Origin of the sequence: Kitasatospora sp. NPDC057936, assembly GCF_042887525.1 — a bacterium.
Lineage (GTDB): Bacteria > Actinomycetota > Actinomycetes > Streptomycetales > Streptomycetaceae > Kitasatospora.
Genome location: NZ_JBHVPD010000081.1, coordinates 1 through 25,865, shown reverse-complemented (window position 1 = coordinate 25,865; position 25,865 = coordinate 1). Strand labels below are relative to the sequence as shown.

Annotated in this window: 22 protein-coding genes and 2 tRNA genes; 14 read left to right on the top strand and 10 right to left on the bottom strand. The window is 73.6% G+C overall.

All coding sequences use genetic code 11. The annotated features are described in order from the left end of the window. Positions 1-147 precede the first annotated feature (147 nt). The 3 genes from ACFVU9_RS33110 (at position 148) to ACFVU9_RS33100 (ending at position 4,185) form a co-directional block, all read left to right on the top strand. Entirely contained in the window at positions 148-1,374 is a 1,227-nt protein-coding gene (locus ACFVU9_RS33110; RefSeq protein WP_387599784.1) for a benzoate/H(+) symporter BenE family transporter, read from the top strand. Positions 1,375-1,580: 206 nt separating this feature from the next. After that, complete coding sequence (locus ACFVU9_RS33105) at positions 1,581-2,759, top strand: M64 family metallopeptidase (protein ID WP_380498513.1); 1,179 nt, start codon at positions 1,581-1,583, stop codon at positions 2,757-2,759. Positions 2,760-2,832: 73 nt separating this feature from the next. Beyond that, a complete protein-coding gene (locus ACFVU9_RS33100) occupies positions 2,833-4,185 on the top strand; it encodes a nitrate/nitrite transporter (RefSeq protein WP_380506991.1) in 1,353 nt (450 codons plus the stop codon). Between the two features lie 96 nt (positions 4,186-4,281). Here ACFVU9_RS33100 and ACFVU9_RS33095 read toward each other — a convergent pair whose 3' ends face one another. Together ACFVU9_RS33095 and ACFVU9_RS33090 are read right to left on the bottom strand one after the other, a co-directional pair. Further along, entirely contained in the window at positions 4,282-5,106 is an 825-nt protein-coding gene (locus ACFVU9_RS33095) for a Bro-N domain-containing protein (protein ID WP_387599782.1), read from the bottom strand. 157 nt (positions 5,107-5,263) lie between these two features. After that, a complete protein-coding gene (locus ACFVU9_RS33090; protein ID WP_380498511.1) occupies positions 5,264-6,085 on the bottom strand; it encodes a maleylpyruvate isomerase family mycothiol-dependent enzyme in 822 nt (273 codons plus the stop codon). Between the two features lie 173 nt (positions 6,086-6,258). Here ACFVU9_RS33090 and ACFVU9_RS33085 point away from each other — a divergent pair, with 173 nt between their 5' ends. The 3 genes from ACFVU9_RS33085 (at position 6,259) to ACFVU9_RS33075 (ending at position 8,965) form a co-directional block, all read left to right on the top strand. Next, positions 6,259-7,056 (top strand): carbon-nitrogen family hydrolase, encoded by a 798-nt coding sequence (locus ACFVU9_RS33085; RefSeq protein WP_387599779.1) that lies wholly within the window; start codon positions 6,259-6,261, stop codon positions 7,054-7,056. A 160-nt stretch (positions 7,057-7,216) separates the two neighbouring features. After that, positions 7,217-8,200 carry a GntR family transcriptional regulator gene (locus tag ACFVU9_RS33080; protein ID WP_387599776.1) on the top strand — a complete coding sequence of 328 codons (984 nt, stop codon included), beginning with the start codon at positions 7,217-7,219 and terminating at the stop codon, positions 8,198-8,200. Positions 8,201-8,317: 117 nt separating this feature from the next. Then, a complete protein-coding gene (locus ACFVU9_RS33075; RefSeq protein WP_380445554.1) occupies positions 8,318-8,965 on the top strand; it encodes a hypothetical protein in 648 nt (215 codons plus the stop codon). Positions 8,966-9,031: 66 nt separating this feature from the next. Here ACFVU9_RS33075 and ACFVU9_RS33070 read toward each other — a convergent pair whose 3' ends face one another. Further along, complete coding sequence (locus tag ACFVU9_RS33070) at positions 9,032-9,817, bottom strand: SLATT domain-containing protein (RefSeq protein ID WP_380445553.1); 786 nt, start codon at positions 9,815-9,817, stop codon at positions 9,032-9,034. Between the two features lie 369 nt (positions 9,818-10,186). Here ACFVU9_RS33070 and purD point away from each other — a divergent pair, with 369 nt between their 5' ends. The 4 genes from purD (at position 10,187) to ACFVU9_RS33050 (ending at position 16,348) form a co-directional block, all read left to right on the top strand. Next, positions 10,187-11,437: a phosphoribosylamine--glycine ligase gene (gene purD, locus ACFVU9_RS33065; RefSeq protein WP_387599772.1), complete on the top strand. Its 1,251-nt coding sequence runs from the start codon at positions 10,187-10,189 to the stop codon at positions 11,435-11,437. Between the two features lie 545 nt (positions 11,438-11,982). Then, the gene (locus tag ACFVU9_RS33060) at positions 11,983-13,542 is read left to right on the top strand and encodes a hypothetical protein (RefSeq protein WP_380506979.1); all 1,560 of its coding nucleotides are present in this window, start codon (positions 11,983-11,985) and stop codon (positions 13,540-13,542) included. Between the two features lie 216 nt (positions 13,543-13,758). Next, positions 13,759-15,303 (top strand): N,N-dimethylformamidase beta subunit family domain-containing protein, encoded by a 1,545-nt coding sequence (locus ACFVU9_RS33055; RefSeq protein ID WP_380445550.1) that lies wholly within the window; start codon positions 13,759-13,761, stop codon positions 15,301-15,303. A gap of 145 nt (positions 15,304-15,448) precedes the next feature. Beyond that, positions 15,449-16,348: a phosphoribosylaminoimidazolesuccinocarboxamide synthase gene (locus tag ACFVU9_RS33050; protein ID WP_380445549.1), complete on the top strand. Its 900-nt coding sequence runs from the start codon at positions 15,449-15,451 to the stop codon at positions 16,346-16,348. 27 nt (positions 16,349-16,375) lie between these two features. Here ACFVU9_RS33050 and ACFVU9_RS33045 read toward each other — a convergent pair whose 3' ends face one another. From ACFVU9_RS33045 to ACFVU9_RS33015, 7 genes are all read right to left on the bottom strand, one after another. Beyond that, positions 16,376-16,996: a response regulator transcription factor gene (locus ACFVU9_RS33045; RefSeq protein WP_359970474.1), complete on the bottom strand. Its 621-nt coding sequence runs from the start codon at positions 16,994-16,996 to the stop codon at positions 16,376-16,378. 40 nt (positions 16,997-17,036) lie between these two features. Continuing rightward, on the bottom strand, positions 17,037-18,266 hold the full coding sequence (locus tag ACFVU9_RS33040) for a sensor histidine kinase (protein WP_380445548.1): 1,230 nt from the start codon (positions 18,264-18,266) through the stop codon (positions 17,037-17,039). A 96-nt stretch (positions 18,267-18,362) separates the two neighbouring features. Then, positions 18,363-19,217, bottom strand: coding sequence for an ABC transporter permease (locus ACFVU9_RS33035; RefSeq protein WP_380445547.1), 855 nt, complete (start codon positions 19,215-19,217; stop codon positions 18,363-18,365). Then, a complete protein-coding gene (locus ACFVU9_RS33030; protein WP_380445546.1) occupies positions 19,214-20,239 on the bottom strand; it encodes an ABC transporter ATP-binding protein in 1,026 nt (341 codons plus the stop codon). The genes ACFVU9_RS33035 and ACFVU9_RS33030 overlap by 4 nt, the downstream gene beginning before the upstream one ends. A 175-nt stretch (positions 20,240-20,414) precedes the next feature. After that, positions 20,415-20,487, bottom strand: a tRNA-Gly gene (locus ACFVU9_RS33025). A 39-nt stretch (positions 20,488-20,526) separates the two neighbouring features. Beyond that, positions 20,527-20,599 (bottom strand) — tRNA-Gly (locus ACFVU9_RS33020). A 153-nt stretch (positions 20,600-20,752) separates the two neighbouring features. Beyond that, complete coding sequence (locus ACFVU9_RS33015) at positions 20,753-21,070, bottom strand: Lsr2 family protein (RefSeq protein ID WP_030304494.1); 318 nt, start codon at positions 21,068-21,070, stop codon at positions 20,753-20,755. A 466-nt stretch (positions 21,071-21,536) separates the two neighbouring features. On the opposite strand from ACFVU9_RS33015, the gene purS reads away from it, so the two are divergent. The 4 genes from purS (at position 21,537) to ACFVU9_RS32995 (ending at position 25,595) form a co-directional block, all read left to right on the top strand. Further along, the gene (gene purS / locus ACFVU9_RS33010) at positions 21,537-21,791 is read left to right on the top strand and encodes a phosphoribosylformylglycinamidine synthase subunit PurS (protein WP_030278336.1); all 255 of its coding nucleotides are present in this window, start codon (positions 21,537-21,539) and stop codon (positions 21,789-21,791) included. Further along, on the top strand, positions 21,788-22,465 hold the full coding sequence (gene purQ / locus ACFVU9_RS33005) for a phosphoribosylformylglycinamidine synthase subunit PurQ (protein WP_329931337.1): 678 nt from the start codon (positions 21,788-21,790) through the stop codon (positions 22,463-22,465). The genes purS and purQ overlap by 4 nt, the downstream gene beginning before the upstream one ends. Further along, positions 22,465-24,720, top strand: a complete 2,256-nt coding sequence (gene purL, locus ACFVU9_RS33000) for a phosphoribosylformylglycinamidine synthase subunit PurL (RefSeq protein ID WP_380498504.1) — start codon at positions 22,465-22,467, stop codon at positions 24,718-24,720. Before purQ ends, purL begins: the two co-directional genes overlap by 1 nt. A 62-nt stretch (positions 24,721-24,782) precedes the next feature. After that, positions 24,783-25,595, top strand: a complete 813-nt coding sequence (locus tag ACFVU9_RS32995) for a sterol carrier family protein (protein WP_380506965.1) — start codon at positions 24,783-24,785, stop codon at positions 25,593-25,595. Positions 25,596-25,865: the final 270 nt, after the last annotated feature.

Genomic DNA, 25,865 nt, shown 5'->3' with positions numbered 1-25,865 from the left:
CCTCCTGAGCGGAAGCGCCCCCCGGCTCTGCCGGTCTCGCTCTCCGTGCCTTCATCCGTATAGACGCGCATCCCCGCCGGTGGTTGCAGGTGGGTTCAGAAGTTTTTTCGGAAGCCTTCCGGAGCCGTGTTTCGGGATACTGCCGGAATGACGGATGAGCTGACTGTCCGTCCGGGGACGGTGCCGGGCGGGGACGGGGAGCGGCGGTCGCTGCGGCGGGACGCGTCGGGGACGGCGTTGCTGGCGGGGCTGGTGTGCATCGCGGTGTCGTTCTCGGGGCCGCTGGTGGTGGTCCTCGCGGCGGCCTCGGCGGGGCGGCTGGACGCGGCGCACACGGCGTCCTGGATCTGGGCGGTGGGCGTCGGCAGCGGGGTGAGCGGGTTCCTGCTGAGCTGGTGGACCCGCACGCCGGTGATCACGGCCTGGTCGACGCCGGGGGCGGCGCTGCTGGTGACGAGCCTCGGGGCGTACCCGTACCGGGAGGCGGTCGGGGCGTACGTCGTGTGTGCGGTCGTGGTGACGCTGTTCGGGGTGACGGGCTGGTTCGGGCGGCTGATCGCGGCGGTGCCGGTGGGGATCGTCAACGCGATGCTCGCGGGCATCCTGTTCTCGTTCGGCGCCGGGATCTTCGGGGCGGTGCACGGCGCACCCGTGCTGGTGGTGGGGAGCTTCGCGGCGTTCCTGCTGGCCAAGCGGTTCGCGCCGCGCTACGCCGTGCCGGTGGCGCTGCTGGTGGGCGGGGTGCTGGCGGCGGTCACGGTCGGCCTGCCGCTGCGGGTGGGGTCGGGCGGGCCGACCGTGCCGGTCCTGACGGTGCCCGCGTTCTCCTGGTCGGCCGTGGTGGGGCTGGCGCTGCCGCTCACGATCGTCGTCCTGGCCTCGCAGAACGCGCCGGGCCTCGGGGTGATGAGGGCCTTCGGGTACCGGGCGGACGACCGGCTGCTGATCGGGTCGACCGGCGCGATGTCGCTGCTGATGGCGCCGTTCGGCTCGCCCGGGGTCAACCTCGCGGCGATCACGGCGGCGATCTGCTCGGGCCCGGAGGCCCACCCGGACCCGCGGCGGCGCTATGTCGCGGGGATGTCCTCGGGGGCGCTGTACGTCGTGGTGGGGAGCTTCGGCGGGGTGCTGGTGAGCCTGTTCACCGGGCTGCCGAAGGAGCTGATCGCGGTGATCGCCGGGGTCGCGCTGCTGGCGTCGCTGCAGGGCAGCCTGGCGGCGGCGGTCGCGGAGGAGCGGGGGCGGGACGCGGCGGTGGTGACGTTCCTGGCGAGTGCGTCGGGGATGAGCCTGTTCGGGATCGGTTCGGCGTTCTGGGGGCTGCTGTTCGGGCTGGGGACGCACCTGGTGCTCGGCCTGGCACGGAAGCCCTGACAGATTCATTGGTATGACTGGTCCGATGTGGATCGTTCGGCCAGGTCGGTGACTTTTTCGTCCGCCGGTGGGGGCGACACGCCGGGTCGGGTACGTCTCCGCTCCACCACCCGGGCGACACCGGGTGACCGGAGCCCCGAGGACGCACCCGTATGCCGCCTGGCAACCCTGGCCGTCTCGTTCGGAGTCTGGCCGCGCTCGTGCTGGTGTCCACCGCCGTACTCCCGGCCGCCCTGGAGCTGGTCGGCCCCTCGCCGTTCGGCGTGATCGGGGCCGGCGCCCCCGTCGACCGGGCGGTGCCGCCGCACACGGCCCAGCGCGCCGACCTGCGCGGCGCCGCGCCCGCCCCGACCGTCGACATACGCCGCACCGGCGACCCGGCCAACCGGATCACCCTGGTGCTGCTCGGCGACGGCTACACGGCGGCCGAGCAGGACCTCTTCCAGCAGCAGGCGGACCGGGCCTGGCACTCGCTGATGGACATCGAGCCGTTCCGCAGCTACCAGGCGTTCTTCAACATACGGCGGGTCGAGGTGCTCTCGCCGGTCTCCGGGATAGCCGAGACCGAGAGCCGCGGCCGCAACCCCTCGACCCCGCTCGGCATGCACTTCTGGTGCGAGGGCACCGCCCGGCTGCTCTGCGCTGACGAGGCGGCCACCGCCCGGCTGGCGGGGGACAGCGCCGGGCCGCAGTACCTGATAGCGCTGGCGAACTCGACCGAGTACGGCGGCGCCGGGGGCACCGGGGTGACCACCCTGGCGGGCGGCAGCCCGGACGCGGGGCGGATCATCCAGCACGAGATCGGCCACACCGTGGGGGACCTCGGGGACGAGTACGACTCCGCGCCGGACGACGCCGACTACCCGAACCTCTCGACCCTCAACGCCGACGACATGCGCAAGAAGCAGACCAAGTGGTGGCGCTGGCTGGGCGCCGCGTCCCCGGACGGCGCCGGGACGGTCGGGGCGTACCGCAGCGCCAACGGCCTCTACCGGCCGACGCAGGACTCGGTGATGCGCACCCTGGGCAGTGCCTACAACCTGCCCTCGCGCGAGGCGATCATCGAGGAGCTGTACCGCCGGATCCGCCCGACCGACCCCCCGGTGCCGCCGCCCGGCGAGGTGGACGGCCGCCCGCAGCTGGACGCCCGGCCGCTGCCGCTGTCCGGGCCGCGCCAGCTGCGGGTGGACTGGACGGTGGACGGCGTCCCGGCGGATCCGCGGACGGTGAACGGCGGGCGGCTGGACTCGGCGCAGCTGAACATCCCGGCCGGCCGCGCCGCCACCGTCACGGCGACCGTCCGGGACACCACGGACTGGGTGCGCGACGAGGGCTTCCGGGACAAGTACATGACCCGCTCGGTGTCCTGGACGGTCACCGGCTGAGCGCAGGTCCCGGGGAGATCGGTCGTACCCCACTCTGGGCGTCCAATCATGGGATGACTACCCTGGATGCACTATGCCCGTGGAGCCAGACCGTTCAGTCCGTCCCCTGTCCGCCCCCGCTCCCCGTTCCTCCGACGAGTCCCCGGCCGCCGTCACGTCCTCGGCCGCCTTCGCGTCCCCGCCCGGCGGGCGCGCCGCGTGGCTCGCGTGGTCCGTCGGCGTCAGCGTCTACGTCCTCGCGGTGATCCACCGCACCAGCCTCGGCGTGGCCGGGCTGGACGCCGCCGAGCGCTTCGGGATCGGCGCCTCGGCGCTCTCCACCTTCTCGATCCTCCAGGTGCTGGTCTACGCGGCCATGCAGGTGCCCGTCGGGCTGCTGGTGGACCGGTTCGGGCCGCGGCGGGTGCTGCTGCTCGGCGTCCTGCTGCTGAGCACCGGGCAGCTGGCCTTCGCGTTCAGCTCCTCGTTCGCCCCCGCGCTGGCCTCCCGCGCGGTGCTGGGCTGCGGGGACGCGATGACCTTCATCAGCGTCCTGCGGATCGCCGCCCGCTGGTTCCCGGCGGCGAAGAACCCGTTCGTGGCGCAGCTGACCGGCCTCGTCGGGATGGGCGGCAACCTGTTCACGACGGTGGTGCTCGCGCAGGTGCTGCACAGCGAGGGCTGGACGCCGACCTTCGCGGCGATCGCGCTGCTGGGCGTGGCGGTGTTCGCGCTGGTCGCGCTCTTCCTGAAGGACGCGCCCGCCGTGGCCGAGCCGGTCGATCAGCACCGGCCGCGGACCGGGATCGGGCGGCAGGTCCGGGAGTGCTGGCAGGAGCCCGGCACGAGGCTCGGACTCTGGGTGCACTTCACGACGCAGTTCCCCGGCAACGCCTTCGGCCTGCTCTGGGGCCTGCCCTACCTGGTCGAGGCGCAGGGCATGACGCGCGCCGAGGCCGGCGGGCTGCTGACCCTGCTGGTGCTCTCCAACATGACCTGCGGCTTCGTGTTCGGCCGGGTGCTGTCCTTCTCGCCGCGCGCCCGGATGCCGATCGTGTTCACGGTGATCGGGGCGACCGCGCTGGGCTGGGCGCTGGTGCTGGCCTGGCCGGGCGCGCACCCGCCCGTGTGGCTGCTCGTCGGGATCATCCTGGTGATGGGCAGCAACGGCCCGGCCTCGCTGGTCGGCCTGGACTACGCCCGCGCCCGCAACCCGGTGGAGCGGCTCGGGACGGCCTCCGGCATCGTCAACATGGGCGGCTTCATCGGCACGATGATCACCCTGTTCGGCATCGGTGTCCTGCTCGACGCCCTGGCCCCGGCCGGCGCGGAGACGTACTCGGCGGACGCCTTCCGGTGGGCGTTCTGCTGGCAGTACGTGCCGCTGGCGGTGGGGACGGCGATGATCCTGCGGCTGCGGCGGAGGCTAGTGGCAGTGGGTGCGTAGGGTTTCTGACCTGCGAAAACGCGATTAGCCATCCTTTGGGGAAGGTTAATGCCCCCGGTATGAGTGAGTTGAACTCACTCATACCGGGGGCATACGTCAGCGACCGTACTCCCGCATCATCGCGGCCATCTGCGGTGGCGTCCCGTAGATCCGGGCGCCATGGAGCTCTGCGTGCATGAGCCCGTGGTCAGGTGGAGCCGACTCGTGCTGCGCTTCACGCCGCAGGCGGACCAGGTCCACCAGCTTCAGCTTCGGGCAGCCGGAGACGACCCTGCTGCCCCGGATCCCGACCCGCTCCACGGACCGGCAGGCGTAGTACGCGCCGAAGGGCGGCCCGCTGTCCTCCTCCCGCGTCGGCATGTGGAAGACCATCTCCCCGTGCCGACAGTGCACCGTCCCGTCCGAGTGGATGGTCACACCTGGCCAGTCCTCGTGGTCGATCTCGGCGATGATCTGCACCTGCTGGCCGATCGCCTCGGTGAGGGTCTCCGCCATCCGCCGCTGCTGGGTGGGGATGTCGGTGTCCCCTCGGCGGATGGACGGGAGGAGGTCGCGGGTGACCCATTCCTGGAAGGGCTGCGCGTTCGGCTTGGTCGACCTCATGATCAGGGTGTACAGACCCGTCTCGCTGATGACCCCAAGCATGGGATTTCCACGCCTGTATGGTTTCTGACCTGCGAGAACCTGGTAACCATCAGAATTTCTGATGGTTACCAGGCGCAGGTCGACCATCCGTGCGTTCATCGGCTTCACGATCTTGTGTGCCTCGCTCGGATTGCTGCGGCCGAGCACTCGGCACACGTCCGCCGTGACGAACCACGGCTGCCCGTCGATCATCACCACCCTGATCGGCTGGCCCGTGACCGGGAAGCTCGACCGCACCAGCACCATCTGTTCCTGCTGTTCCTGTTCGTCGTCCATGGGGACGCCCCTCCTTCTTCCGAGTGATGGCAGGACTGCTCGGAACAACGAGGTCGAACGAGTGGGGTACTGGTCCCACGTTGACGCACGGATGCACGAGGCGTACCGCCCCGGCGCACGGTTGTGCGTGTACGCCGGGTGGTGCGCGACTGCTGTTTCAGATGGTGACCGAGAACGTGGCCAGCACCCGCTCGGCCAGCTCCTTGTCGCCCTCGACGCCCACCGGGCCGGGGCGGCCGCGGCCGCAGGCGAGGCGGACGTACGTCTCCCAGTCCATGGTCAGCTGGACGTCGGGGGCCAGGCTGACCGACTCGTCCACGGTGCCGCGGCCGGCCGCGTCGACCCGCACGGTGCGCAGGAACTCGACCGGGCCGGTGACGTCCAGCACGAGGGTCGTCCCGGCCGGGGCGCCCGCGGTGTGGGCGACGGCCTTGGGCAGCCTCTCCAGCAGGACGTCCCGGGCGACCAGGGCGGCCGGGGAGGCCAGGTTGCCGGGTGCGGCCAGGGCCCGGCGCAGGTCCTGCTCGTGCACCCAGACGTCGAAGGCCCGCAGCCGCAGCAGCTCGTGGTACGGCACGTCCCGGGCGAACGGGCCGGCCGGCCAGCGCACCGGCTCCTCGGGCGTCTGCCGGGCGTTGCGCAGGGCCCGCGAGCGGCGGATGATCGTGTACTCCAGCTCGCCGGTCATCTCCAGCGCGGTGTGGCAGCGGCGCTTGTCCACCGGCAGCTCGACGTAGCGGGCGAACTCGCTCGTGACGTGGCGCAGGTCGCGCGGGAGCGCGTGGATCGGGCGGGGGTCGCCGAGCAGCTCGGACTCGACGGCGATGATGTGCGAGACGACGTCCCGCACGGACCAGCCGGGGCACTCGGTGGCGCGGTTCCAGGCGCCCTCCGGCAGGGGGGTCACCAGTTCGGATATGGACTCGATGCTCTGCGTCCACGCCTCGGTGTGCGCCTGCACGGTCTGGTTGTCCGTCACGGGAATCTCCGGCCCTCCGTCAGCTGCCTTGCCGCGCGCACCCTGCCCCGTCGGCCGGCCGGGTCGGTCCGGCCTTCGGGCGCACACGCTAACCGCACGTTACGCTGCCGGGTGACAGCCGGGCAGCGCTTTCGGGTGACGATCGTAGGACTCTTGCCGTGGACGGTGGTACTGTGCGCGCTTCATTGATCCAACTCGCGGTCTCCGACGCCGAGCCGCCGGCCGAGCGACGGGCCAGGGCGGCCTCCCTGGTACGGGCCCAGCACGGCTGTGACCTGGTGGTCCTGCCCGAGCTGTGGCCGCTCGGGGGCTTCGCCTACGACCTCTGGTCGGAGGGCGCGGAGACGCTCGACGGGCCCACCTCGGACGCCATGGCGGCCGCCGCCCGGGCCGCCGGGGTCTGGTTGCACGCCGGTTCGATCGTCGAACGCGACCCGGACGGGCCGATCTACAACACCTCGCTGCTGTTCGCCCCCGACGGCGAGCTCATGCACACCTACCGCAAGATCCACCGCTTCGGCTTCGACAGCGGCGAGGCGGTGGTGATGGGCGCCGGGCAGGAGATCGTCACGGCCGCGACCGACTTCGGCACGCTCGGCCTGGCCACCTGCTACGACCTGCGCTTCCCCGAGCTGTTCCGGGCCCTGCTCGACGCGGGCGCGCAGCTGCTGGTCGTCCCGGCGGCCTGGCCGGCGCGGCGCCGCGAGCACTGGACGCTGCTGGCCCGGGCGCGCGCGGTGGAGGAGCAGGCGTACGTCCTCGCCTGCAACACCGCCGGGACGCACGGCGGGGTCGAGCAGGCCGGGCACAGCATCGTGGTGGACCCGTGGGGCCGGGTGCTGGCCGAGGCCGGGGCGGGGGAGCAGGTGCTGACCGTCGAGTTCGACCCGGCCGAGGTGGCCAAGGCGCGGGCGGAGTTCCCGGTGCTGCGGGACCGCCTGCTGGGGATCCCGGCGCCGGTCCAGCGCTGACGCCGGAGGGGCCGGAACGGGCGGGATCCGGCCGTTCCCGGGGTTGGTTTGTACCTGCTCCGGACGGGTTTGAGAAGATGAGCACTCGTCGTGTTCCCAGTCGTTCTTCGGCCGGTCCGCCGAGGGGCGGCCGGTCGGCCCGCCCGAGGAGGTCGCGCGCATGGCCGGCAACGGCGCAGGCGACACCCGTCCCGTCATCCGCCGCAACAGCCTCCGCGAGCAGATCGCGGGCGCGCTGCGCGAGGAGATGATGGCCGGCCGCCTTGAGGCGGGCCGCAATTTCACCGTCAAGGAGATCGCCGAGCTGTACGGCGTCTCCGCGACCCCGGCCCGCGAGGCGCTGGTCGACCTCGGTGCCCAGGGCCTGCTGCGGGCCGAGCACCACCGCGGCTTCACCGTGCCCGAGCTGGGCTGGGACGACTTCGTGGAGATCTTCGAGTCCCGGGTGCTGCTCACCGACAGCTACTACCGCCAGTACCGCTCCCGCCGCGCCCTGCCCGACCTCACCCGGCTGCCCTCGCTGCGCCGCCGGGCGGACGCGGCCGTGCGGGCGGCCAGGGCCGGGAACCTGGACGTCATGGTGGGCTGCGACCGCCGGTTCTGGCAGGAGGTCGCCGGGCTGCTCGGCAACCGCCGGATCGGCGCCTACCTGGACTGGCTGCGCGTGCAGTCCTGGATGTTCGCGGCGTCCTACCTGCGGGAGCTGTCCGCGCTGGGCGGGGTGTGCTGGGACCGGCACGTCGACCTGGTGGACGCGATCGAGGCCCGGGACCTCGCCGGGGCGCACCGGATCATCTGCGAGTACAACCTGTTCACCGTCCGGCTGCTGGCCGAGCTGGCCGGGCAGCCGCTGGAGTCGGTGGCCGTGCTGGGGCTGCTCACCGAGTCCGTGGACGAGGAGCCCGCCCCGGCCCCCGGGCCGGCCGGGCCGCCGCCGGACGAGCCGGGCCCCGCGGTGCCGGGGACGGCCCGCGCGCGGCGCGGCGAGGACGTCGGCCGCGAGCTGGGCCGGGAGCTCGGACTGGGGCTCGGCCTGGTGCCGCAGCCGCGATCGATCCCGCACGGCCGGTTCGGCCGGCGGCTGCCCGAGCCCCCCGAGCACCCGCAGGGACGGCCCGATCCGCATCGCGCGCCGGGCCGGTAGGGTGGGCGGTCGTCGTACCGGACGTCCCCGTCGGGACCCGTCCCGGTGCGGACACCGCCGCCCGTAGTCGTCCCCGTCCGCGCGGACGACTCCCCGCCCGGAGAGGAAGAGCCGGCCATGGCCTGCGACCTCTGGCTCGTCCCGCTCGTGGACGTGCTGAGCCACAGCCCCGACAACCCCTTCCGGGACGACCTCGCGCTGTACAACGCCGTGCTGACCTCGCGCGGACTGCCCGAAGTGCCGGTCTACCAGTACGTCCCGGGGATCAGCGGGGCGGTCGAGCCGATAGCCGCCTTCGACTACGACTCCCTGCACTTCCTGCGCCGCGCCTACCTGTTGGGCCTCACCGGCCTCGACATCACGCCGGTCGACTCGCTCGGCGGCGACTACGAGCAGCTCCTGGAGATGTTCGAGAACAGCGCCGAACAGTCCCACCTGGTCTGGCACTTCGACCACGCGGGCGCCTACGTGCCGATCGAGTTCGCGGTGCCGCTGGTGGACGACGCGCTGCTCGCGGTCGGCGGCCCGCTCGGCTCCAGCCACGGGCTGCTGCGCGAACTCCAGGCCGTGGCACCGTCCCTGGGCCTGGACCCGTACAACCCGCCGGCCCCGACCAAGCCGCTCGGGCCGACCGGCCTGGAGCAGCCGTTCGGCCCGCCGCTGGACGACCTGCACCCCTTCGCCCGCGAGCGGCACGCGTGGGCGGGCCTGTACGCGGCGGCGACCCGGAGCGTCTCCCAGGGCTCGATGATCGTCTTCGCCTGAGCCGGGCGGCAGCCTCGGCTGTCCGGTCCTCGGCCCCCGCACGTCCGCCCCCGCACGGCCGCCCGCCTACCGCAGCGGGCCCTCCGGCGGCCGCTGGCGCGGCATGGTGGGCCGGGTGCCCGGCGGGGGCAGCACCCGCACCTGGGCGCCCACGCCGGTCTCGGTGCGCCCGCCCCACGTCCCGGGGGCCTGGGTGGGCAGCTGCGTCATCGACGCGCGGAACTCCAGCATCCACTCCGAGGTCTCGGTGCGGACCATGTCCGACACGTCCTCGCAGAACCGGCGCAGCACGCCCAGGCAGCGCTCGGCCGCCTCGCCCGCGGTGCCCTCGGTCGGGCCGAGCACCTCCCGCACGCACTCCGACGCCCAGTCGAACTGGAAGGCCTCCAGGCGGCGTTGCAGCGCCTGCGCGGTGCTCACGTCCCGCATCCAGCCGGAGGTGAGGCCGAACGCCCGGTCGGTGCCGTGGCAGGCCGCCGCGAGGGCCAGGCCGACGTAGCCCCAGCTGGTGCCGTGCGCGACGGTGCCGGTCAGGTCCACCAGCGGGGCGGACACCCCGCCGATCGCGAAGCCGACCGTGCCGAACCGCAGCAGGCGGGCCCAGCGGCGCTTCCAGACCCGGTCCTTGCGGTACCACTCGATCGCCTCGACCGCCCGCTCCTCGGACCAGCGGTAGAGCTCCTCCAGCCGCTCGGCCGGCTCACCCCAGTCCCCGAGCGGGAACTGGCGGGCGCTCAGATCGGTCCGGCGGCGGGTGGACGCCCGGCGGGCGACCGCCGCGACGGGCTGGTCCTCCTCGCCGATCTCCTTGCCCCAGGCACTCTCCTCGGGCTGCATTTCCGGCTGGCTCACCTGTGGGGCTCCCTGTGGCGGGGCGGGCGGCTGGGTCTGGCGACGCGTCCGGCTGACGGATCGTCTGCCAGAGGTTGTCCAACAGCACTTCTTACCGCCAAATGGCTGACCGCGGGGCGCTTCCCCCTTGATCGTTATCGGATTCGGCCACCGGAACACGAGGTCGGAGGGATGCGGGGGTCGGCGAGATTTCACCCGTCCGAGCGAGGCCCCGGTGACCCGCCGTCCTGACCCGGCCACCCGCCGCCGAAAGACGGGGCCCGGCCTTGGAGGATCCTCCGACATCGTGAGCGTACGGAGCTCTCCGCTTGGAGGTTCCGACGGGACCGGAGAGCGGCCGGAACAGGCCACCGACTACCCTTGCCAACCGTGAAGGTCCTCGTCATCGGCGGCGGCGCCCGCGAACACGCCCTGTGCCGCTCCTTGTCCCAAGATCCCGCCGTCACCGAGCTGCACTGCGCCCCGGGCAACGCCGGCATCGCGCAGGTGGCGACGGTCCACCCGGTCGACCAGCTGGACGGCGCCCAGGTCGCCGGCCTGGCCGGGCGGCTCGGTGCCGACCTCGTCGTCGTCGGCCCGGAGGCCCCGCTGGTCGCGGGCGTCGCCGACGCCGTGCGCGCGGCCGGGATCCCCGTCTTCGGCCCGTCCGGCGCGGCCGCCCAGCTGGAAGGCTCGAAGGCCTTCGCCAAGGACGTGATGGCCGGCGCCGGCGTCCCGACCGCCCGCTCCTACGTGTGCACCACCGCCGAGGAGGCCGCCGAGGCCCTCGACGCCTTCGGCGCGCCCTACGTCGTCAAGGACGACGGCCTGGCGGCGGGCAAGGGCGTCGTCGTCACCTCGGACCGCGCCGCCGCGCTGGCCCACGCCGCCGCCTGCGAGCGCGTGGTCATCGAGGAGTACCTGGACGGCCCGGAGGTCTCGCTGTTCGCGATCACCGACGGCACCACCGTCCTCCCCCTGCAGCCCGCCCAGGACTTCAAGCGCGCGCTGGACGGCGACGAGGGCCCCAACACCGGCGGCATGGGCGCCTACTCGCCGCTGCCGTGGGCGCCCGACGGGCTGGTCCAGGAGGTCCTGGACACCGTCCTGCAGCCGACCGTGGACGAGCTGCGCCGCCGCGGCACCGAGTTCTCCGGCCTGCTCTACGCCGGCCTCGCGCTCACCTCGCGCGGCACCCGGGTGATCGAGTTCAACGCCCGCTTCGGCGACCCCGAGACCCAGGTCGTGCTGGCCCGGCTGCGCACCCCGCTGGCCGGCGTCCTGCTGGCCTCCGCCACCGGCACGCTCGACCAGCTGGAGCCGCTGCGCTGGAGCGAGGACGCGGCCGTGACCGTCGTCGTCGCCTCCGAGGGCTACCCGGCCGCGCCGCGCACCGGGGACCCGATCGAGGGCCTCGCCGAGGCCGAGGCGGACGGCACCGCGTTCGTCCTGCACGCCGGCACCGCGGCGGCCGGGGACGGCCGGGTGCTGAGCGCCGGCGGCCGGGTCCTGTCCGTCACCGCGACCGGCGCCGACCTCGCCGAGGCGCGCGGCCGGGCGTACGCCGCCGTCGACCGCATCTCGCTCAAGGGCGGCCAGCACCGCACCGACATCGCCCTCAAGGCGGCGGCCACCGCCTAGCCGTCCGGGCCGTCCGCACCCCGCAGGGCGCCGCGTCGTGGGAAACACCCCCATGGACGCAGCGCCCTGCGGCGTTCCCGGGCGGGGGCGGCCGTGGTGGGCGGCGCACCGTTCGGCGGCCGGATTCCAGCCCATCGAGTGACAGCACCCGCATCCGGCTGACGTAACCGGCCGCCCGGCCTTATGGTGCGCTGGATCGCACCGCGCCGTGGCCGCGCGCTGGGGTCGCCGCCGGGTAGCGGCGGTCCCGCGGGGGGATGCTGGACGGCGTCCGGCCGGGCGGTCGCCCGGGTGCTTCGCACCGGACCGGTCGCGGGGCGTCCGGTACGTCGTCCGGATATTCGGACGGCGTCACCGGGACGAGTGGAAACCGGGTCGTTCCGGAACACCCACGCGGACCGGGGCGTCGAACATGGCAGAAGCGCCACACAGCACGCACTACCGGGATCGGACACCACCGCTTCCCGGTCGGAACTGATCGTTTCGAGTCGGCTCAGGGGCCCGTCAGCGGGCGCCCGAGGGCTCCGAAGGGGGTGCCGCACCGTATGGCCGCTGCCGACACCGCGCGCGCACACGCCCAGGCGGTCCTGCGGATCCGCGGGCTCGCCCTGGCCACCGCCGCCGTGCCCGCCGCCGTCGCGGTGGTCCTGCTGGCCGGACGGTTCACCGGCCGCATCGGGGCGCCCGGCGCCTCCGACGCGGCCGGCTGGGACGCCGCCCGCTGGGCGGTCGGCGCGGTCGCCGTGCTCGCCCTCCTGGTGGCCGGCCTGGCCGCCCGCGCCTACCGCAGGGCCGTCCCACCGCGCACCCCGGCCGTCCCGCTGGAGCGCGCGGAGGCGCCCGAGCTGTACCGGCTGATCGCCGAACTCGCCGACCGGCTGGACGTCCCCGCGCCCTCCGCCATCGCGCTCACCCCGGACTGCGACAGCTGGCTGGAGGACGTCCAGCCCGCGCACCCGCACCACCCCCGGTCCGAGCCGCCCGCGCCCGTCCTGGTGATCGGCTCGCCGTTCCTGTGGTGGATGCGGGCCGACGAGCTGCGCGCCCTGCTCGCGCCCGTGGTGGCCGGCACCGCCGCCTCCGCGGACCCGGACATCGCCGCCGCCCGCCGCTTCCTGCGCAGCCTCGACGCCAGCCTGGACACCGGCCCGTCCCCGGCCGGGCTCGGCGGCGCCGTGCTGGCCGGCCCGCCCCGGGCGCCGCGCCGCGGCCCGGCCCTGCTGACCGACCGGATCACCCGCCGCCTCCTCGGCGCCTGCCGCGGCCACGCGGCCGAGCTTGAGCGGTCCGTCGCGAGCTGGGCCTCCGAGCAGGCCAGGACGGTCGACTACGGCCTGCGGATCGCCGCCCAGGAGCAGGTCGGCCTCGCCTACGCCGGCTGGGACCGCCTGCTCACCCGGGTCGCACTGCCCGCCTGGCGGCTCGGCCGCCACCCGGCCCACCTCAACGCCGGCGTGGTCGCCGCCCTCACCGAGCTGTCCCGGCGCGACCGGCTGGCCGACGGCTACGGCACCCGGCTCGGCGACCGCCCCGCCTGCGACCTGCTGGAGGAGCCCGGCACCGTCGACCGGGCGGTCTCCCGGCTCGCCGCCGAGCTGTTCTTCGGCGAGCCGGCCGCCGGCGCCTGGCACGAGCTGGAGTGGACCGACTACCCGGCCGAGGCCGTCGACGCCGGCTGGCGGGCCCGCGCCGCGGCCCTGCAGAGCGCCCTGGACCGCCTCGCGCCCCAGGCCCGCCCCGGCGCCCCGACGCTCACCCGGCTGCTGGTCCGCCTCGCCGAGGGCGACGGCGAACAACTGGCCGCCGCCCTCGCCGCCGAGCTGGCCCGCACCACCGCCCCGGCCCCGCTGCTCGAACCCGTCCGCAGCGGCCGCGACCTGCTGGTCGACCACGTCACCGCGATGGTCTGCTGCGCCGCCGTCGACACCGCGGGCGCCACCCCCGGCCTGGACTGGCTGGACGGCCCGGTCCTGCTGATCCGCGGCGTGCGCCGCACCGACCTCGCCGCCCCCGTCGCCCAAGCCGTCGAACAGGGCCAGGACGGCCCCCTGCGCGCCTGGCTCGACGCCGCCGACGTCCGCCTGGAGAAGCCCGTCCGCCTCTGATCGACAGCGGCGCTCGAACGCCGCCCACGCGCCCCCGGCCGGGCCCGCGGGCGGCCGTCCGCGCAGGCCGGAGGGCCCGCCGCCGACCGGCCCGAGATTGCCACCACCAATTGCTACCGCAGGGTGACGCTGCGCCAGCACTGTGTGGTGTATTAGACCGCACGCACATCCGGGGGGCACGTGCCAGCCGGAGGGGAGTGCACCTGGGAGGGGCGCGTGGGTACCGAACTCAACCGCCGCTGGGAGTCCGGAACGCTTGCCTACAGCGCCTCCGACCCCTTCGGCCAAGGCCCGCTGCCCTGGCTGCGCAGCCCCGACGAGTACCTGGCCGACGCCGAGGGCACCGTGCCCTGGTACGTGTCCGTGGACGCCCCCGGCCAGCGCCCGCTGGCCGCCGCTGCCCGGCCCCGGCCGCCGGTCGGCACCCCGCGCAGCGCCGACGACGTCGTCCAGCAGATCAAGGGCTTCGCCTCGGCCGGGGTGGTCCGCCCCGGCGGCTCGGTGGACTTCCGGGTCACCGTCAACCCGCCGCGCGAGTTCACCGTGGACGTCTACCGGATCGGCCACTACGGCGGTGACGGGGCGCACCACATGACGTCCAGCCCGCTCATCGCCGGCCTCGCCCAGCCCGCCCCGCTGGTGGTCGGCCGGACGGTGTCCTGCCACCACTGGTGGCACTCCTGGCGGCTGCAGATCCCCGCCCACTGGCGGCCCGGCGCGTACGTCGCCGTGCTGACCACCGCGGACATGCTGCACCGCAGCCACATCCCGTTCACCGTACGGGACTTCGAGGACCGGGCGCACGCCGCCGAACTGCTCCTGGTGCTCCCCGACGTGACCTGGCAGGCCTACAACCTGTTCCCCGAGGACGGCCGCAGCGGCGCGAGCCTCTACCACGCGTGGGACGGCCGGGGCGGGCTGGTCGGCGAGTCGGAGGCGGCCGTCACCGTCTCCTTCGACCGCCCGCACGCCACCGCCGGGCTGCCGCTGCACGTCGGCCACGCCTACGACTTCATCCGCTGGGCCGAGCGCTACGGCTACGACCTCGCCTACGCGACCGCCACCGACCTGCACGCCGGCCTGGTCGATCCGGCGCGGCACCGGGCGCTGGTCTTCCCCGGCCACGACGAGTACTGGTCCGAGCCGATGCGCCGCGCCGCCGAGCGGGCCCGCGACGGCGGCACCTCGCTGGTCTTTCTGTCCGCCAACACCATGTACTGGCGGGTCGAGCTGACCGCCGCCGCCTCCGGCGAGCCGAACCGGCTGCTCAACTGCCGCAAGCGCCAGAAGGTCCGGCCGGGCAGCCCGGCGGCCGGGGCGCCGGGCGCCGCGAGCGCCCTGTGGCGGGACGCCGGCGAACCCGAGCAGCACCTGCTCGGCGTGCAGTACTCGGGCCGGGTCGCCGCGCCCGCCCCGCTGCTCGCCCGGCACACCGCGCACTGGCTGTGGGACGGCACCGGGCTCCAGGAGGGCGACGAACTGCCCGGCCTGGTGGCCGGCGAGGCCGACCGCTACTACCCGAAGGTGGCGCTGCCCGAGCACACCGAGCGCGTCCTGCTGGCCCACTCCCCGTACCGGGACCTCGCCGGCCGCACCCGCTACCAGGAGACCTCGCTCTACCGCGCGCCCAGCGGCGCGTACGTCTTCGCGGCCGGCACCTTCGCCTGGTCGCCCGCGCTGGGCCGCCCCGGCCTCACCGACGAGCGCGTCCAGCGCGCCACCGCCAATCTGCTCGACCGGCTCTGCAAGAACGGGCCCTGAGCCCGTCGGCGCAGGGCCCGGAAGGCCCGGAAGGCCGCCGGGAGCGTTCGTGAAAGACTGCGGGGGCAGTGACCTCCCCTTTCGCACGGCCCGGCCGCTGGACTGATGGCCCACGCCCGTGAACGACCCCTGAGGACTGAACACCTTGAGCGGATTTGTCACCAAGCCCGAGCCGGTCCAGGTGCCCGGCCTGGTCCACCTGCACACCGGCAAGGTGCGCGACCTCTACCGCACCGAGTCGGGCGAGCTGGTCATGGTGGCCAGCGACCGGATGTCGGCCCACGACTGGGTGCTGCCGAACGAGATCCCCGACAAGGGCCGCGTCCTCACCCAGCTCTCCCTGTGGTGGTTCGAGCGGATCGCCGACATCGTGCCCAACCACGTGATCTCCACCGAGGTCCCGGCCGGCGCGCCCGCCGACTGGAAGGGCCGCACGCTGATCTGCAAGAGCCTGGACATGATCCCGGTCGAGGCGGTCGCCCGCGGCTACCTGGCCGGCTCCGGCCTGAGCGAGTACGAGGAGAGCCGCACGGTCTGCGGCATCGCGCTGCCCGAGGGCCTGGTCAACAGCTCCGAGCTGCCCGCCCCGATCTACACCCCGGCGCTCAAGGCCGAGGTCGGCGAGCACGACGAGAACGTCCCCTACGAGGAGACCGCCCGCCGGATCGGCGCCGAGCTGGCCAACCAGGTGCGCCGCACCACCCTGGACGTCTACGCCCGCGCCCGGGACATCGCCCGCGACCGCGGCATCATCCTGGCCGACACCAAGTTCGAGTTCGGCCTGCTGGACGGCGAGCTGGTGATCGGCGACGAGGTGCTCACCCCGGACTCCTCCCGCTACTGGCCGGCCGACGACTACGAGCCCGGCCGCTCGCAGGCGTCCTTCGACAAGCAGCTCATCCGCGACTGGCTGGTCTCCCCGGCCTCCGGCTGGGACCGCTACAGCGAGGAGCCGCCGCCGGCGCTGCCGGCCGAGGTGGTCGAGCGGACCCGGGCCAAGTACGTCGAGGTGTACGAGCGCCTAACCGGCACCAGCTGGGTCTGATCACCCGACCGCCCGCGGGTACGGCCGTCAGATCCAGCCGTGCTCGCGGGCGATCCGCACCGCCGCGTGCCGGTTCTCCGCGCCCAGCTTGGTGGCCGCCGAGGACAGGTAGTTGCGGACGGTGCCCTGGGACAGCGCCGCCCGCGCGGCGATCTCGGCGATCGGGGTGCCGTCCGCGGCCAGCTCCAGAACGTCGGTCTCGCGCGGCGTCAGCGGCGTCTCGCCGGCGCTGATCGCGTCCGCGGCGAGCTCGGGGTCGACGTACCGGCCGCCGGCCCGGACGGTCCGGATGATCCCCGCGAGGTCGGCCGCCGACACGGTCTTGGGCAGGAAGCCGCGCACCCCGACCTCCAGCGCCCGCTTCAGGTAGCCGGGCCGGCCGTGGCCGGTGACGATCATGCAGCGGCAGTCCGGCAGCAGCCGGCGCAGTTCGGTGGCGACCTCGATGCCGTCGCGTCCGGGCATCTGCAGGTCCAGGACGGCGATGTCGGGCCGGTGCGCCTGGGCCATCGCGAGCGCCTCCGGGCCGGAGCCGGCCTGGGCGACGACCTCGATGTCGTCCTCCAGCGACAGCAGCGCGGCCAGCGCGCCCCGGATCAGGTGCTCGTCGTCGGCGAGCAGGACGCGGACGGGCGGGGTCTCGGTCATCGGTGGGCCTCCTCGGCGCCGGCGGACGGGGTGACGTCGGTCAGATCGGTACGGCCGCGAGCATCCGGAACGTGCCCGGTGCGGCCGTCGGGACGGTCAGCTCGCCGTCGTGGGCGGCCAGCCGCTCGCGGAGCCCGCGCAGTCCGGTGCCGCCGCCCTGGGAGGGCAGCGGGACCTCCGGCACGCCGTCGTTCTCCAGCTCCAGCACCGCCCGGCCGTCCTCCCGGTGCAGGCGGATCAGGCAGTGCGCGGCCTCGCTGTGCCGCAGCACGTTGGTGGTGGCCTCGCGGATCACCCAGCCGAGCACCGACTGCACCGGGGCCGGCAGCCGGTCCGCGTCCTCGCCGAGGTCGATCTCGCAGGCGACGTCGGCGGAGCGCAGCACCGCCCGGGCGCCGATCGCCTCGGCGTGCAGGTCGGCGGTGCGGTAGCCGCGGATGACGTCGCGGACCTCGCGCTGCGAGTCCTGGGCGATCCGCTGCACCTCGGCCATCTGTTCGGCGGCCTCCGCGCGCCCCCGGCGGGCGAGTTGGACGGCGAGCTCGCTCTTGAGCGCGATCGTCGTGAGGTTGCGGCCCATGACGTCGTGCAGGTCGCGGGAGAAGCGCAGCCGCTCCTCGGCGACGGCGAGCCGGGACTGCGCCTCGCGGGCGGCGTCCAGCTCCCAGACGATCGCGGTCACCCAGGCGAAGCTGCGGCAGCTGCCGATCAGGAAGGACAGGCCGATCACCGCCCCGACCAGCAGCCCGATCGTGATGCCCGGGTCGAACCCGGCCAGCACCATCGCGGGAGCGATCGCCAGGACCTGGCCGATGGCGATCAGGAAGGTCCGGGGCAGGGAGACCGCGACGGCCGTCGGGCCGATCGCCGAGCCCATCAGGGCGGTGGCGACGACCGCGGTGAACGGCGGCGCGTGGGGGCTCACCGGCCCGCCGGTGGACGGGCCGAGCAGGATGACGGTCCAGGAGCCGACCACCGTCAGGACGGCGTTGACGACCAGCCAGCGCCGGTACTCGACCGGCCGCTTCAGGTAGTGGTCGAGCGCGGTGCGGTACGCCCGGAGCGTGACCAGCGTGGAGGCGAGCGAGACGACCAGGGCGACCCGGACGGCGGTGCCGTAGTGCGGGAGGTTCGCGGGGGAGGCGCTGACCACGAGGTTGATCGGCAGCATCATCCACGCCATCAGGTACAGCGACCAGCGGAAGTACAGCTCGGCGCGCTGCGGCTTGCCGTAGCCCTTCCAGCGCCGGATCGGCCCCCTGACCTGCATCGACTTGCTCCCCGTCCCGTCACGTTGCTGTCGCTGCCTTCATATCAGAGGGAGGGAGGGGCCGGGGCTTCGGTTGCGGTGCCGTCCGCCGGGACGTCAGCGGCGGGACTCCCAGCGGAAGTACCGGACCGCGCCCCAGCCCGCCAGGCCCAGCCACACGGCGCCCGTGACGAGGTGCGGCACGGCGGTGGACCAGGTGCCGCCGAAGCCGGTGGCGGCGGCCGAGCCGTCGGTGCCGGTCCAGCCGATCCGGATCAGCTGGAAGCCCGGGGTGGTGGGCAGCAGCCGGCAGAAGTCGGCGACCCGGTCGGGCATGACCTCCAGCGGGATGAACAGGCCGGAGCCGAACTGCGAGACGAGCAGCAGCGGGAGGGTGGTGATGCCGGCGGTCTCGACGGTCTTGGTGAAGGCGCTGGTGAGCGCGGCCGTCGCCATCATCGTGCCGATGCTCAGGAGCAGCCCGGCGGCCAGCAGCAGCGGGTTCACCGGGGCGCCGAGGTGCAGGAAGGCGGCGCCGCCGCCCGCGACGACCGCGCTCATCAGCAGCGCGAGGCTCACCGAGGGCACGGCCGTGCCGGCCAGGATCTCCAGGTCCCGGGCCTCGCCGGTGCGCAGCCGCTTGAGCACCAGCTCGTTGCGGCGGCCGACGTACGCGGCGGTCAGGTTGTAGTAGACGACGAAGGCCAGGATCCCGCCGATGGTGCCGATGATCAGCAGCGAGTCGACGTCCAGGCCGGGGTGGTCCGAGGCCTGCTGCTTCAGCATGCTGCGGCGGCCGGCGATCATCAGCACCGGCAGCAGCAGGGCGGTGAACAGGGCCGAGCGGTTGCGCAGCAGCAGGGTGGCCTCGGAGCGGCCGAGGGAGGCCAGGCGGCGCAGGGCGGTCCCCTGCGGGCCGGCGGCGGTGCCGGTGGTGGTGCCGGTGGCGCTGGAGGGGGCGGCGGTGGTCATCGGGCGGATCCGATCAGGCGGCGGGAGGAGCGGGAGGGACGGGAGGCGCGGCCGGCGGGCGCGGGCGGCCGCGGCTCGTCCTGGTGGGCGGCCTCGGAGGCGATCGCGAGGAAGGCCTCCTCCAGCGAGGCGCTGCGGGCGTCCAGGGCGCCGAGCGCGAGGTCGTGGTGGTGGGCCCAGCCGAGCAGCTCGTGGAGGTCCCGCTGGAGGGCGGAGGTCTGCACGGTGACCTTGCGGCCGTCGACGGCGACCTCGGCCCCGGCCAGCAGCGGCAGCGAGGCCCCGCTGAACTCGGGCAGTTCGAAGGTGATCCGGGAGGGCCGTCCGGCGATCACCTCGGCGACGGTGCCGGTGGTGACGACCCGCCCGCCGTGCATGATCGCCAGCCGGTCGGCCAGTTCCTCGGCCTCCTCCAGGTAGTGCGTGGTGAGCAGCACGGTGGTGCCCTGGGCGCGCAGCTCGCGGACCAGCCGCCAGACGGCGGCGCGGGCCTCCGGGTCCAGGCCGGTGCTGGGCTCGTCCAGGAAGAGCACCTCGGGGCGCCCGAGCAGGGCCATCGCGAGGTCGAGCCGGCGGCGCTCGCCGCCGGACAGCTGCTTGACCCGCACGTCGCGCCGGTGGCCGAGGCCGACCAGCTCCAGCGCCTCCGCCACCGGGCGGGCGCCGCTGGTCAGGCCGGACCACGTGCGGCCGGTCTCGGCGACGGTGAGCTCGCCGGGGAAGCCGCCCTCCTGGAGCATGATGCCGATCCGCGGGCGGAGCGCGGCCCGCTCCCGGTACGGGTCGTGGCCGAGCACCCGGACGGTGCCGCCGCTGGGCGCGGCCAGGCCCTCGACGAGCTCCATGGTGGAGGTCTTGCCGGCCCCGTTGGTGCCGAGCAGGGCGTAGAGCTCGCCGCGGCCGACGGTCAGGTCGACGCCGCGGACGGCGTGGTAGCCGGTGGTGCCGGAGCCGTAGTGGCGCTGGAGGTCGGTGACCTCGATCACGGGGCCGGAGGTGCCGGCGGGCTGGCGCGTTTCCATGGCTCCAGCCTTCCGCCGCCCGGTCCGCGCGGTCAGTGCGCGCCGTCATCGGAAGGGGGTGCGGATCCACGGGTCGGCGGTGACAAATGTCATCGGTCACCGGTACGCCCGCGGGTGCGGGGAGTGCCCGGGGAAATGCCGAAGGGCCCCTCTACCGAGGAGCCCTTCGTTTCTGAGCGGACGACGAGATTCGAACTCGCGACCCTCACCTTGGCAAGGTGATGCTCTACCAACTGAGCCACGTCCGCAGGTCAAACTATTGAGTTGTGCTGTGCTCGCGCACTGCGAGCGGACGACGAGATTCGAACTCGCGACCCTCACCTTGGCAAGGTGATGCTCTACCAACTGAGCCACGTCCGCACGGTGCCTGGTGGGGCACCGGCCGCCTCTTCGGATCTCTCCGTTGCGGCGACGAGGAATACTCTACAGCATCGTTCGGGGTGGTCGCCCCACCCTTTCGGCGGGCAGGGCGACCGCGGGACCGCCGGCTCGGGCCGGACGTCCCCGCCGGGGTCAGTTCGCCTCGGCGAACGCCTCGTACACGTGCTTGGGGATGCGCCCGCGGGCCGGCAGCTCCATTCCGCGCGACTGGGCCCAGGCGCGGACCGCGGCCGGGTCGGGGGTCAGCGCGGTGCGGCGGAAGGACTTTCCGGTGCGGCTCTGCCGCCGCCCGGCCGCGACGAACGGCGCGAGGGCCTCCCGCAGCTTTTCCGCGTTGTCCACGGACAGGTCGATCTCGTACGACTTCCCGTCGACGCCGAAGTGGACGGTTTCCGCGGCGGCGCCGCCGTCCAGGTCGTCGGAGAGCGTGACAACTACACGCTGTGCCATGGGTGTCAATCCTCTCGGGCAATTCGGCCGTCGGCGCGCGGGGTGCGCCCCGGGGCCTGATGTGCACCACTCGCGCAAGCGCATACGGGCAGGCCTGGTGGCCCGCCGGATACGCAGCACTTGCCGCGACAGGTGGCCCTATTCTGCACCCGAAGCTGGTCGAAATCGAAGAGTCCGGCATTCTTTTCCGGATATTCACGTCTCTTCGTGGGACTTGCGGATACCGGAGCGCGGGACGGGCGGTTCTGTCCCGGAGTGCCGTATTCGGGTGTTCTTCGGGGGTTCTCCGCCCGGCCGGCCAATCCGCCGAAATCGGCTGGCGGGGGTGGGGGTCGGCGCGGCCGGATCCCTTGCGGCGTAAGGGTCTCGGGTCTACGCGCGTCGCTCTCCCCGGCCAGCAATCCCGCCCGAAACCACCGGTAGTCTGGAGTTCCCCCGCCTCACGAAGACACCACCGGGAGTGCCAGTGGCACGCGTCGTAGTCGACGTCATGCTCAAGCCGGAGATCCTCGACCCCCAGGGACAGGCGGTGCAGCGCGCACTGCCCCGTCTCGGATTCACCGGGATCGCCGACGTCCGCCAGGGCAAGCGTTTCGAGCTGGAGCTGGAGGGTCCGGTCGACGACGCCGCACTCGCCCGTATCCGCGAAGCCGCCGAGACCTTTCTCGCCAACACCGTGATCGAGGACTTCACCGTCCGGGTCGAGGAGGCGGCGAAGTGACCACCCGCGTAGGCGTCGTCACTTTCCCCGGTTCCCTCGACGACCGCGACGCGCAGCGCGCGGTCCGGCTGGCCGGCGCCGAGCCGGTCTCCCTCTGGCACCGTGACGAGGATCTCCACCAGGTCGACGCCGTCGTCCTGCCGGGCGGTTTCAGTTACGGCGACTATCTGCGCTGCGGGGCGATCTCCCGCTTCTCGCCGGTCATGACCACCATCATCGAGCAGGCGAAGCTCGGAATGCCGGTCCTCGGTATCTGCAACGGCTTCCAGGTGCTGTGCGAATCGCACCTGCTGCCGGGCGCGCTCACCCGCAACGACTCGCTGCACTTCGTCTGCCGCGACCAGAAGCTGCGGATCGAGAACGCCGGCACCGCGTGGACCCGGGATTACTCGGCGGGCCAGGAAATCGTGGTTCCGCTGAAGAACGGCGAGGGCCGCTTCGTCGCCGACGCGCACGTCCTGGACGAGCTGGAGGCCGAGGGCCGGGTGGTCGCCCGCTACCTGGACGTCAACCCGAACGGTTCGTACCGCGACATCGCCGGCATCACCAACGCCGCCGGCAATGTCGTCGGCCTGATGCCGCACCCGGAGCACGCGGTGGAGCCGCTCACCGGTCCGACCACCGAGGGCCTGGGCTTCTTCACTTCCGTCCTGAAGCAGCTGGTGAACGCCTGATGAGCCTCGACACCGTCAAGAACGCCGAGCAGACCCCGGACGCGGCCCAGCCGTGGGCCGAACTCGGCCTCAAGGAGGACGAGTACGCGCGGATCCGGGAGATTCTCGGCCGCCGCCCGACCGGGGCGGAACTCGCGATGTACTCGGTCATGTGGTCGGAGCACTGTTCGTACAAGAGCAGCAAGGTCCACCTGAAGCAGTTCGGCGAGAAGAAGCCCGATTCCGACGCCATGCTCGTCGGCATCGGCGAGAACGCCGGTGTCGTGGACGTCGGCCAGGGCTACGCGGTGACCTTCAAGGTCGAGTCGCACAACCACCCGTCGTACATCGAGCCCTACCAGGGCGCGGCCACCGGCATCGGCGGCATCGTGCGCGACATCCTCGCGATGGGCGCCCGCCCGGTCGCCGTCATGGACCCGCTGCGGTTCGGCGCGGCCGACCACCCGGACACCCGGCGCGTGCTGCCCGGGATCGTCGCGGGCATCGGCGGCTACGGCAACTGCCTGGGCCTGCCGAACATCGGCGGCGAGGTCGTCTTCGACTCCTGCTACCAGGGCAACCCGCTGGTCAACGCGCTGTGCGTGGGCGTCATGAAGCACGAGGACATCCACCTCGCGCAGGCCTCCGGCGCCGGCAACAAGGTCATCCTGTACGGCGCCCGCACCGGCGGCGACGGCATCGGCGGCGTCTCGGTGCTGGCCTCCGAGACCTTCGACGACACCAAGCCGGCCAAGCGCCCGGCCGTCCAGGTCGGCGACCCGTTCCAGGAGAAGCTCCTCATCGAGTGCACCCTGGAGATCTTCGGCGAGAAGCTCGTCAAGGGCATCCAGGACCTCGGCGGCGCCGGCCTGTCCTGCGCCACCAGCGAGCTGGCCTCGGCCGGCTCCGGCGGCATGCGGATCGACCTCGACACCGTGCACCTGCGCGACAACACGCTCTCGCCGGAGGAGATCCTCATGAGCGAGTCGCAGGAGCGCATGTGCGCGATCGTCGAGCCGGACAAGGTCGCCCGCTTCCTGGAGATCTGCGAGAAGTGGGACGTCATCGCCAACGTCATCGGTGAGGTGACCGACGGCGAGCGCCTGGAGATCTTCTGGCACGGCGAGCTCGTCGTCGACGTGCCGCCGCGCACCGTCGCCCACGAGGGCCCGACCTACCAGCGCCCGTACGCCCGCCCGAGCTGGCAGGACGCGCTGCAGGCCGACGCCCCCACCGGCGAGCGGCTGGCCCGCCCGACCACCGGCGAGGGCCTCAAGGCCGACCTGCTGAAGGTCGCCGGCCACCCGAACCAGGCCTCCAAGTCCTGGATCACCGACCAGTACGACCGGTACGTGCTCGGCAACACCGTGCTCTCGCACGGCGAGGACTCGGGCATGATCCGGATCGACGACGAGACCAACCTCGGCGTCTCGGTCGCCACCGACGGCAACGGCCGCTACGCCAAGCTGGACCCGTACACCGGCGCCCAGCTGGCCCTCGCCGAGGCCTACCGCAACGTCGCGGCCGGCGGCGCCAAGCCGCTCGCCGTCTCCGACTGCCTCAACTTCGGCTCCCCCGAGGACCCGGACGTCATGTGGCAGTTCGCCGAGGCCACCCGCGGACTGGCCGACGCCTGCCTGGTCCTCGGCACCCCGGTCACCGGCGGCAACGTCTCGCTGTACAACCAGACCGGCGAGGTCGCCATCCACCCGACCCCCGTGGTCGCGGTGCTCGGCGTCATCGACGACGTGACCCGCCGCACCCCGGTCGCCTTCGCCGAGGAGGGGCAGCTGCTCTACCTGCTCGGCGACACGGCGGACGAGCTCGGCGGCTCGGCCTGGTCCCAGGTCGTCCACGACCACCTCGGCGGCCTGCCGCCCAAGGTCGACCTGGAGCGCGAGCGGCTGCTCGGCGACATCCTGATCGCCGCCTCGCGCGACGGCATGATCGACGCCGCGCACGACCTCTCCGACGGCGGCCTCGGCCAGGCGCTCGTGGAGAGCTGCCTCAAGGGCGGCCAGGGCGCGCGGATCATCGTGCCCGAGGGCACGGACCCGTTCGTGTTCCTGTTCTCCGAGTCGGCCGGCCGCGCCGTCGTGGCGGTGCCGCGCAGCGAGGAGCTCCGGTTCAACGACATGTGCACCGCCCGGGGCCTGCCGGCCACCCGGATCGGCGTCGTGGACGGCGACAGCATCGACGTCCAGGGGCAGTTCAGCGTCACGCTGGCCGAGCTGAAGGACGCCCACACCGGCGTCATCGAGGCCCTGCTGGCCTGATCGGCTTTCGAGGGGCGGGCGGTTCGATCGAACCGTCCGCCCCTCGGCGTATCTTGAGCCGCATGCCTCCCAAGTCCCGCACGTACCAACCGCAGAAGGTCCGCGCCGCGCTGGCCGCCCAGACCGGGGCGCTGCGCGCCGCCGTGCGCGGCCTCACCGCGGAGCAGCTGGACCTGCCGACCAGGCTGGGGAAGTGGACCGTCCGCGAGCTGCTCGCGCACCTCGCCGTCCAGCTCGACTTCGTCCCCGCGCACCTGGACGATCCGCTCCAGGGGCGCCCGCCGCTGGACCTGACGGGCTGGGTGGCGGCGGTCGGTACGGTCGCGCTGTTGCTGGACGAGCAGGCCGGGGAGCGCGCCGCGGCGGACTTCGCCGGGGCCCCGGCCGCGGTGGCGGAGGCCTTCGGACGGGCCGCCGACGCGCTGACCGGACTGCTGGAGCGGCCCGAAGCCGCCGACCCGGCACGGCGGTTCGAGATCCGGCTCGGCTCGATGACGCTCGCCGACATGCTGGTCACCCGGCTCGTCGAGACGGTCGTGCACGCCGACGACCTGGCCGACGCCCTCGGCCCCGAGGCCTTCCCGCACGACCGCCAGGCCGTCGCCGCCGTCACCCGGCTGCTCGCCGACACCCTCGCGGCCCGGGCCCCCGGCGGCGCGGTCGAGCTGCGGATCCCGCCGTACGCCGTCGTGCAGGCCGTCGAGGGCCCCCGGCACACCCGGGGCACCCCGCCCAACGTGGTCGAGACCGACCCGCTGACCTGGATCCGGCTCGCCACCGGCCGCACCGCCTGGGCCGCGGCGGTGGACGCCGCCGCGGTCTCGGCCTCGGGCGAACGCAGCGACCTGAGCGCGTACTTGCCGGTCCTCGGCTGATCCGGCGGCTCTTCGCCCCAGGGCGTGTCTTTCGGATCAGGCCGGGTGCCGCGACGCCAGGGCACGCGCCTCGCTGCGTTGTCGTCGGTCGCCGATGCTCCGCATGGACTCCCTCCTCCGCCTTGCGATGCACGCACCCTGACGCCGCGGCCCTCCGACCTGAGCCGAAAGACACGCCCTAGAAGGCTGATGAAGATCTTGGGTTCTGGCCCCGCCGCGCAAGCGGTGGGGCCAGACTCATTCTGTGGCGATGGGGGAATGGGCCGGGGA

Excerpts from the sequence above, each read along its gene's own strand:
- ACFVU9_RS33045 (WP_359970474.1), bottom strand. The coding sequence starts at position 16,996 with ATGACCGAGACCCCGCCCGTCCGCGTCCTGCTCGCCGACGACGAGCAC.
- ACFVU9_RS33075 (WP_380445554.1), top strand. The coding sequence starts at position 8,318 with ATGGCCTGCGACCTCTGGCTCGTCCCGCTCGTGGACGTGCTGAGCCAC.
- ACFVU9_RS33100 (WP_380506991.1), top strand. The coding sequence starts at position 2,833 with ATGCCCGTGGAGCCAGACCGTTCAGTCCGTCCCCTGTCCGCCCCCGCT.
- ACFVU9_RS33040 (WP_380445548.1), bottom strand. The coding sequence starts at position 18,266 with ATGCAGGTCAGGGGGCCGATCCGGCGCTGGAAGGGCTACGGCAAGCCG.
- purL (WP_380498504.1), top strand. The coding sequence starts at position 22,465 with ATGAGCCTCGACACCGTCAAGAACGCCGAGCAGACCCCGGACGCGGCC.
- ACFVU9_RS33035 (WP_380445547.1), bottom strand. The coding sequence starts at position 19,217 with ATGACCACCGCCGCCCCCTCCAGCGCCACCGGCACCACCACCGGCACC.
- ACFVU9_RS33095 (WP_387599782.1), bottom strand. The coding sequence starts at position 5,106 with ATGGACGACGAACAGGAACAGCAGGAACAGATGGTGCTGGTGCGGTCG.
- ACFVU9_RS33030 (WP_380445546.1), bottom strand. The coding sequence starts at position 20,239 with ATGGAAACGCGCCAGCCCGCCGGCACCTCCGGCCCCGTGATCGAGGTC.
- ACFVU9_RS33060 (WP_380506979.1), top strand. The coding sequence starts at position 11,983 with ATGGCCGCTGCCGACACCGCGCGCGCACACGCCCAGGCGGTCCTGCGG.
- ACFVU9_RS32995 (WP_380506965.1), top strand. The coding sequence starts at position 24,783 with ATGCCTCCCAAGTCCCGCACGTACCAACCGCAGAAGGTCCGCGCCGCG.
- ACFVU9_RS33110 (WP_387599784.1), top strand. The coding sequence starts at position 148 with ATGACGGATGAGCTGACTGTCCGTCCGGGGACGGTGCCGGGCGGGGAC.
- ACFVU9_RS33080 (WP_387599776.1), top strand. The coding sequence starts at position 7,217 with ATGGCCGGCAACGGCGCAGGCGACACCCGTCCCGTCATCCGCCGCAAC.
- ACFVU9_RS33015 (WP_030304494.1), bottom strand. The coding sequence starts at position 21,070 with ATGGCACAGCGTGTAGTTGTCACGCTCTCCGACGACCTGGACGGCGGC.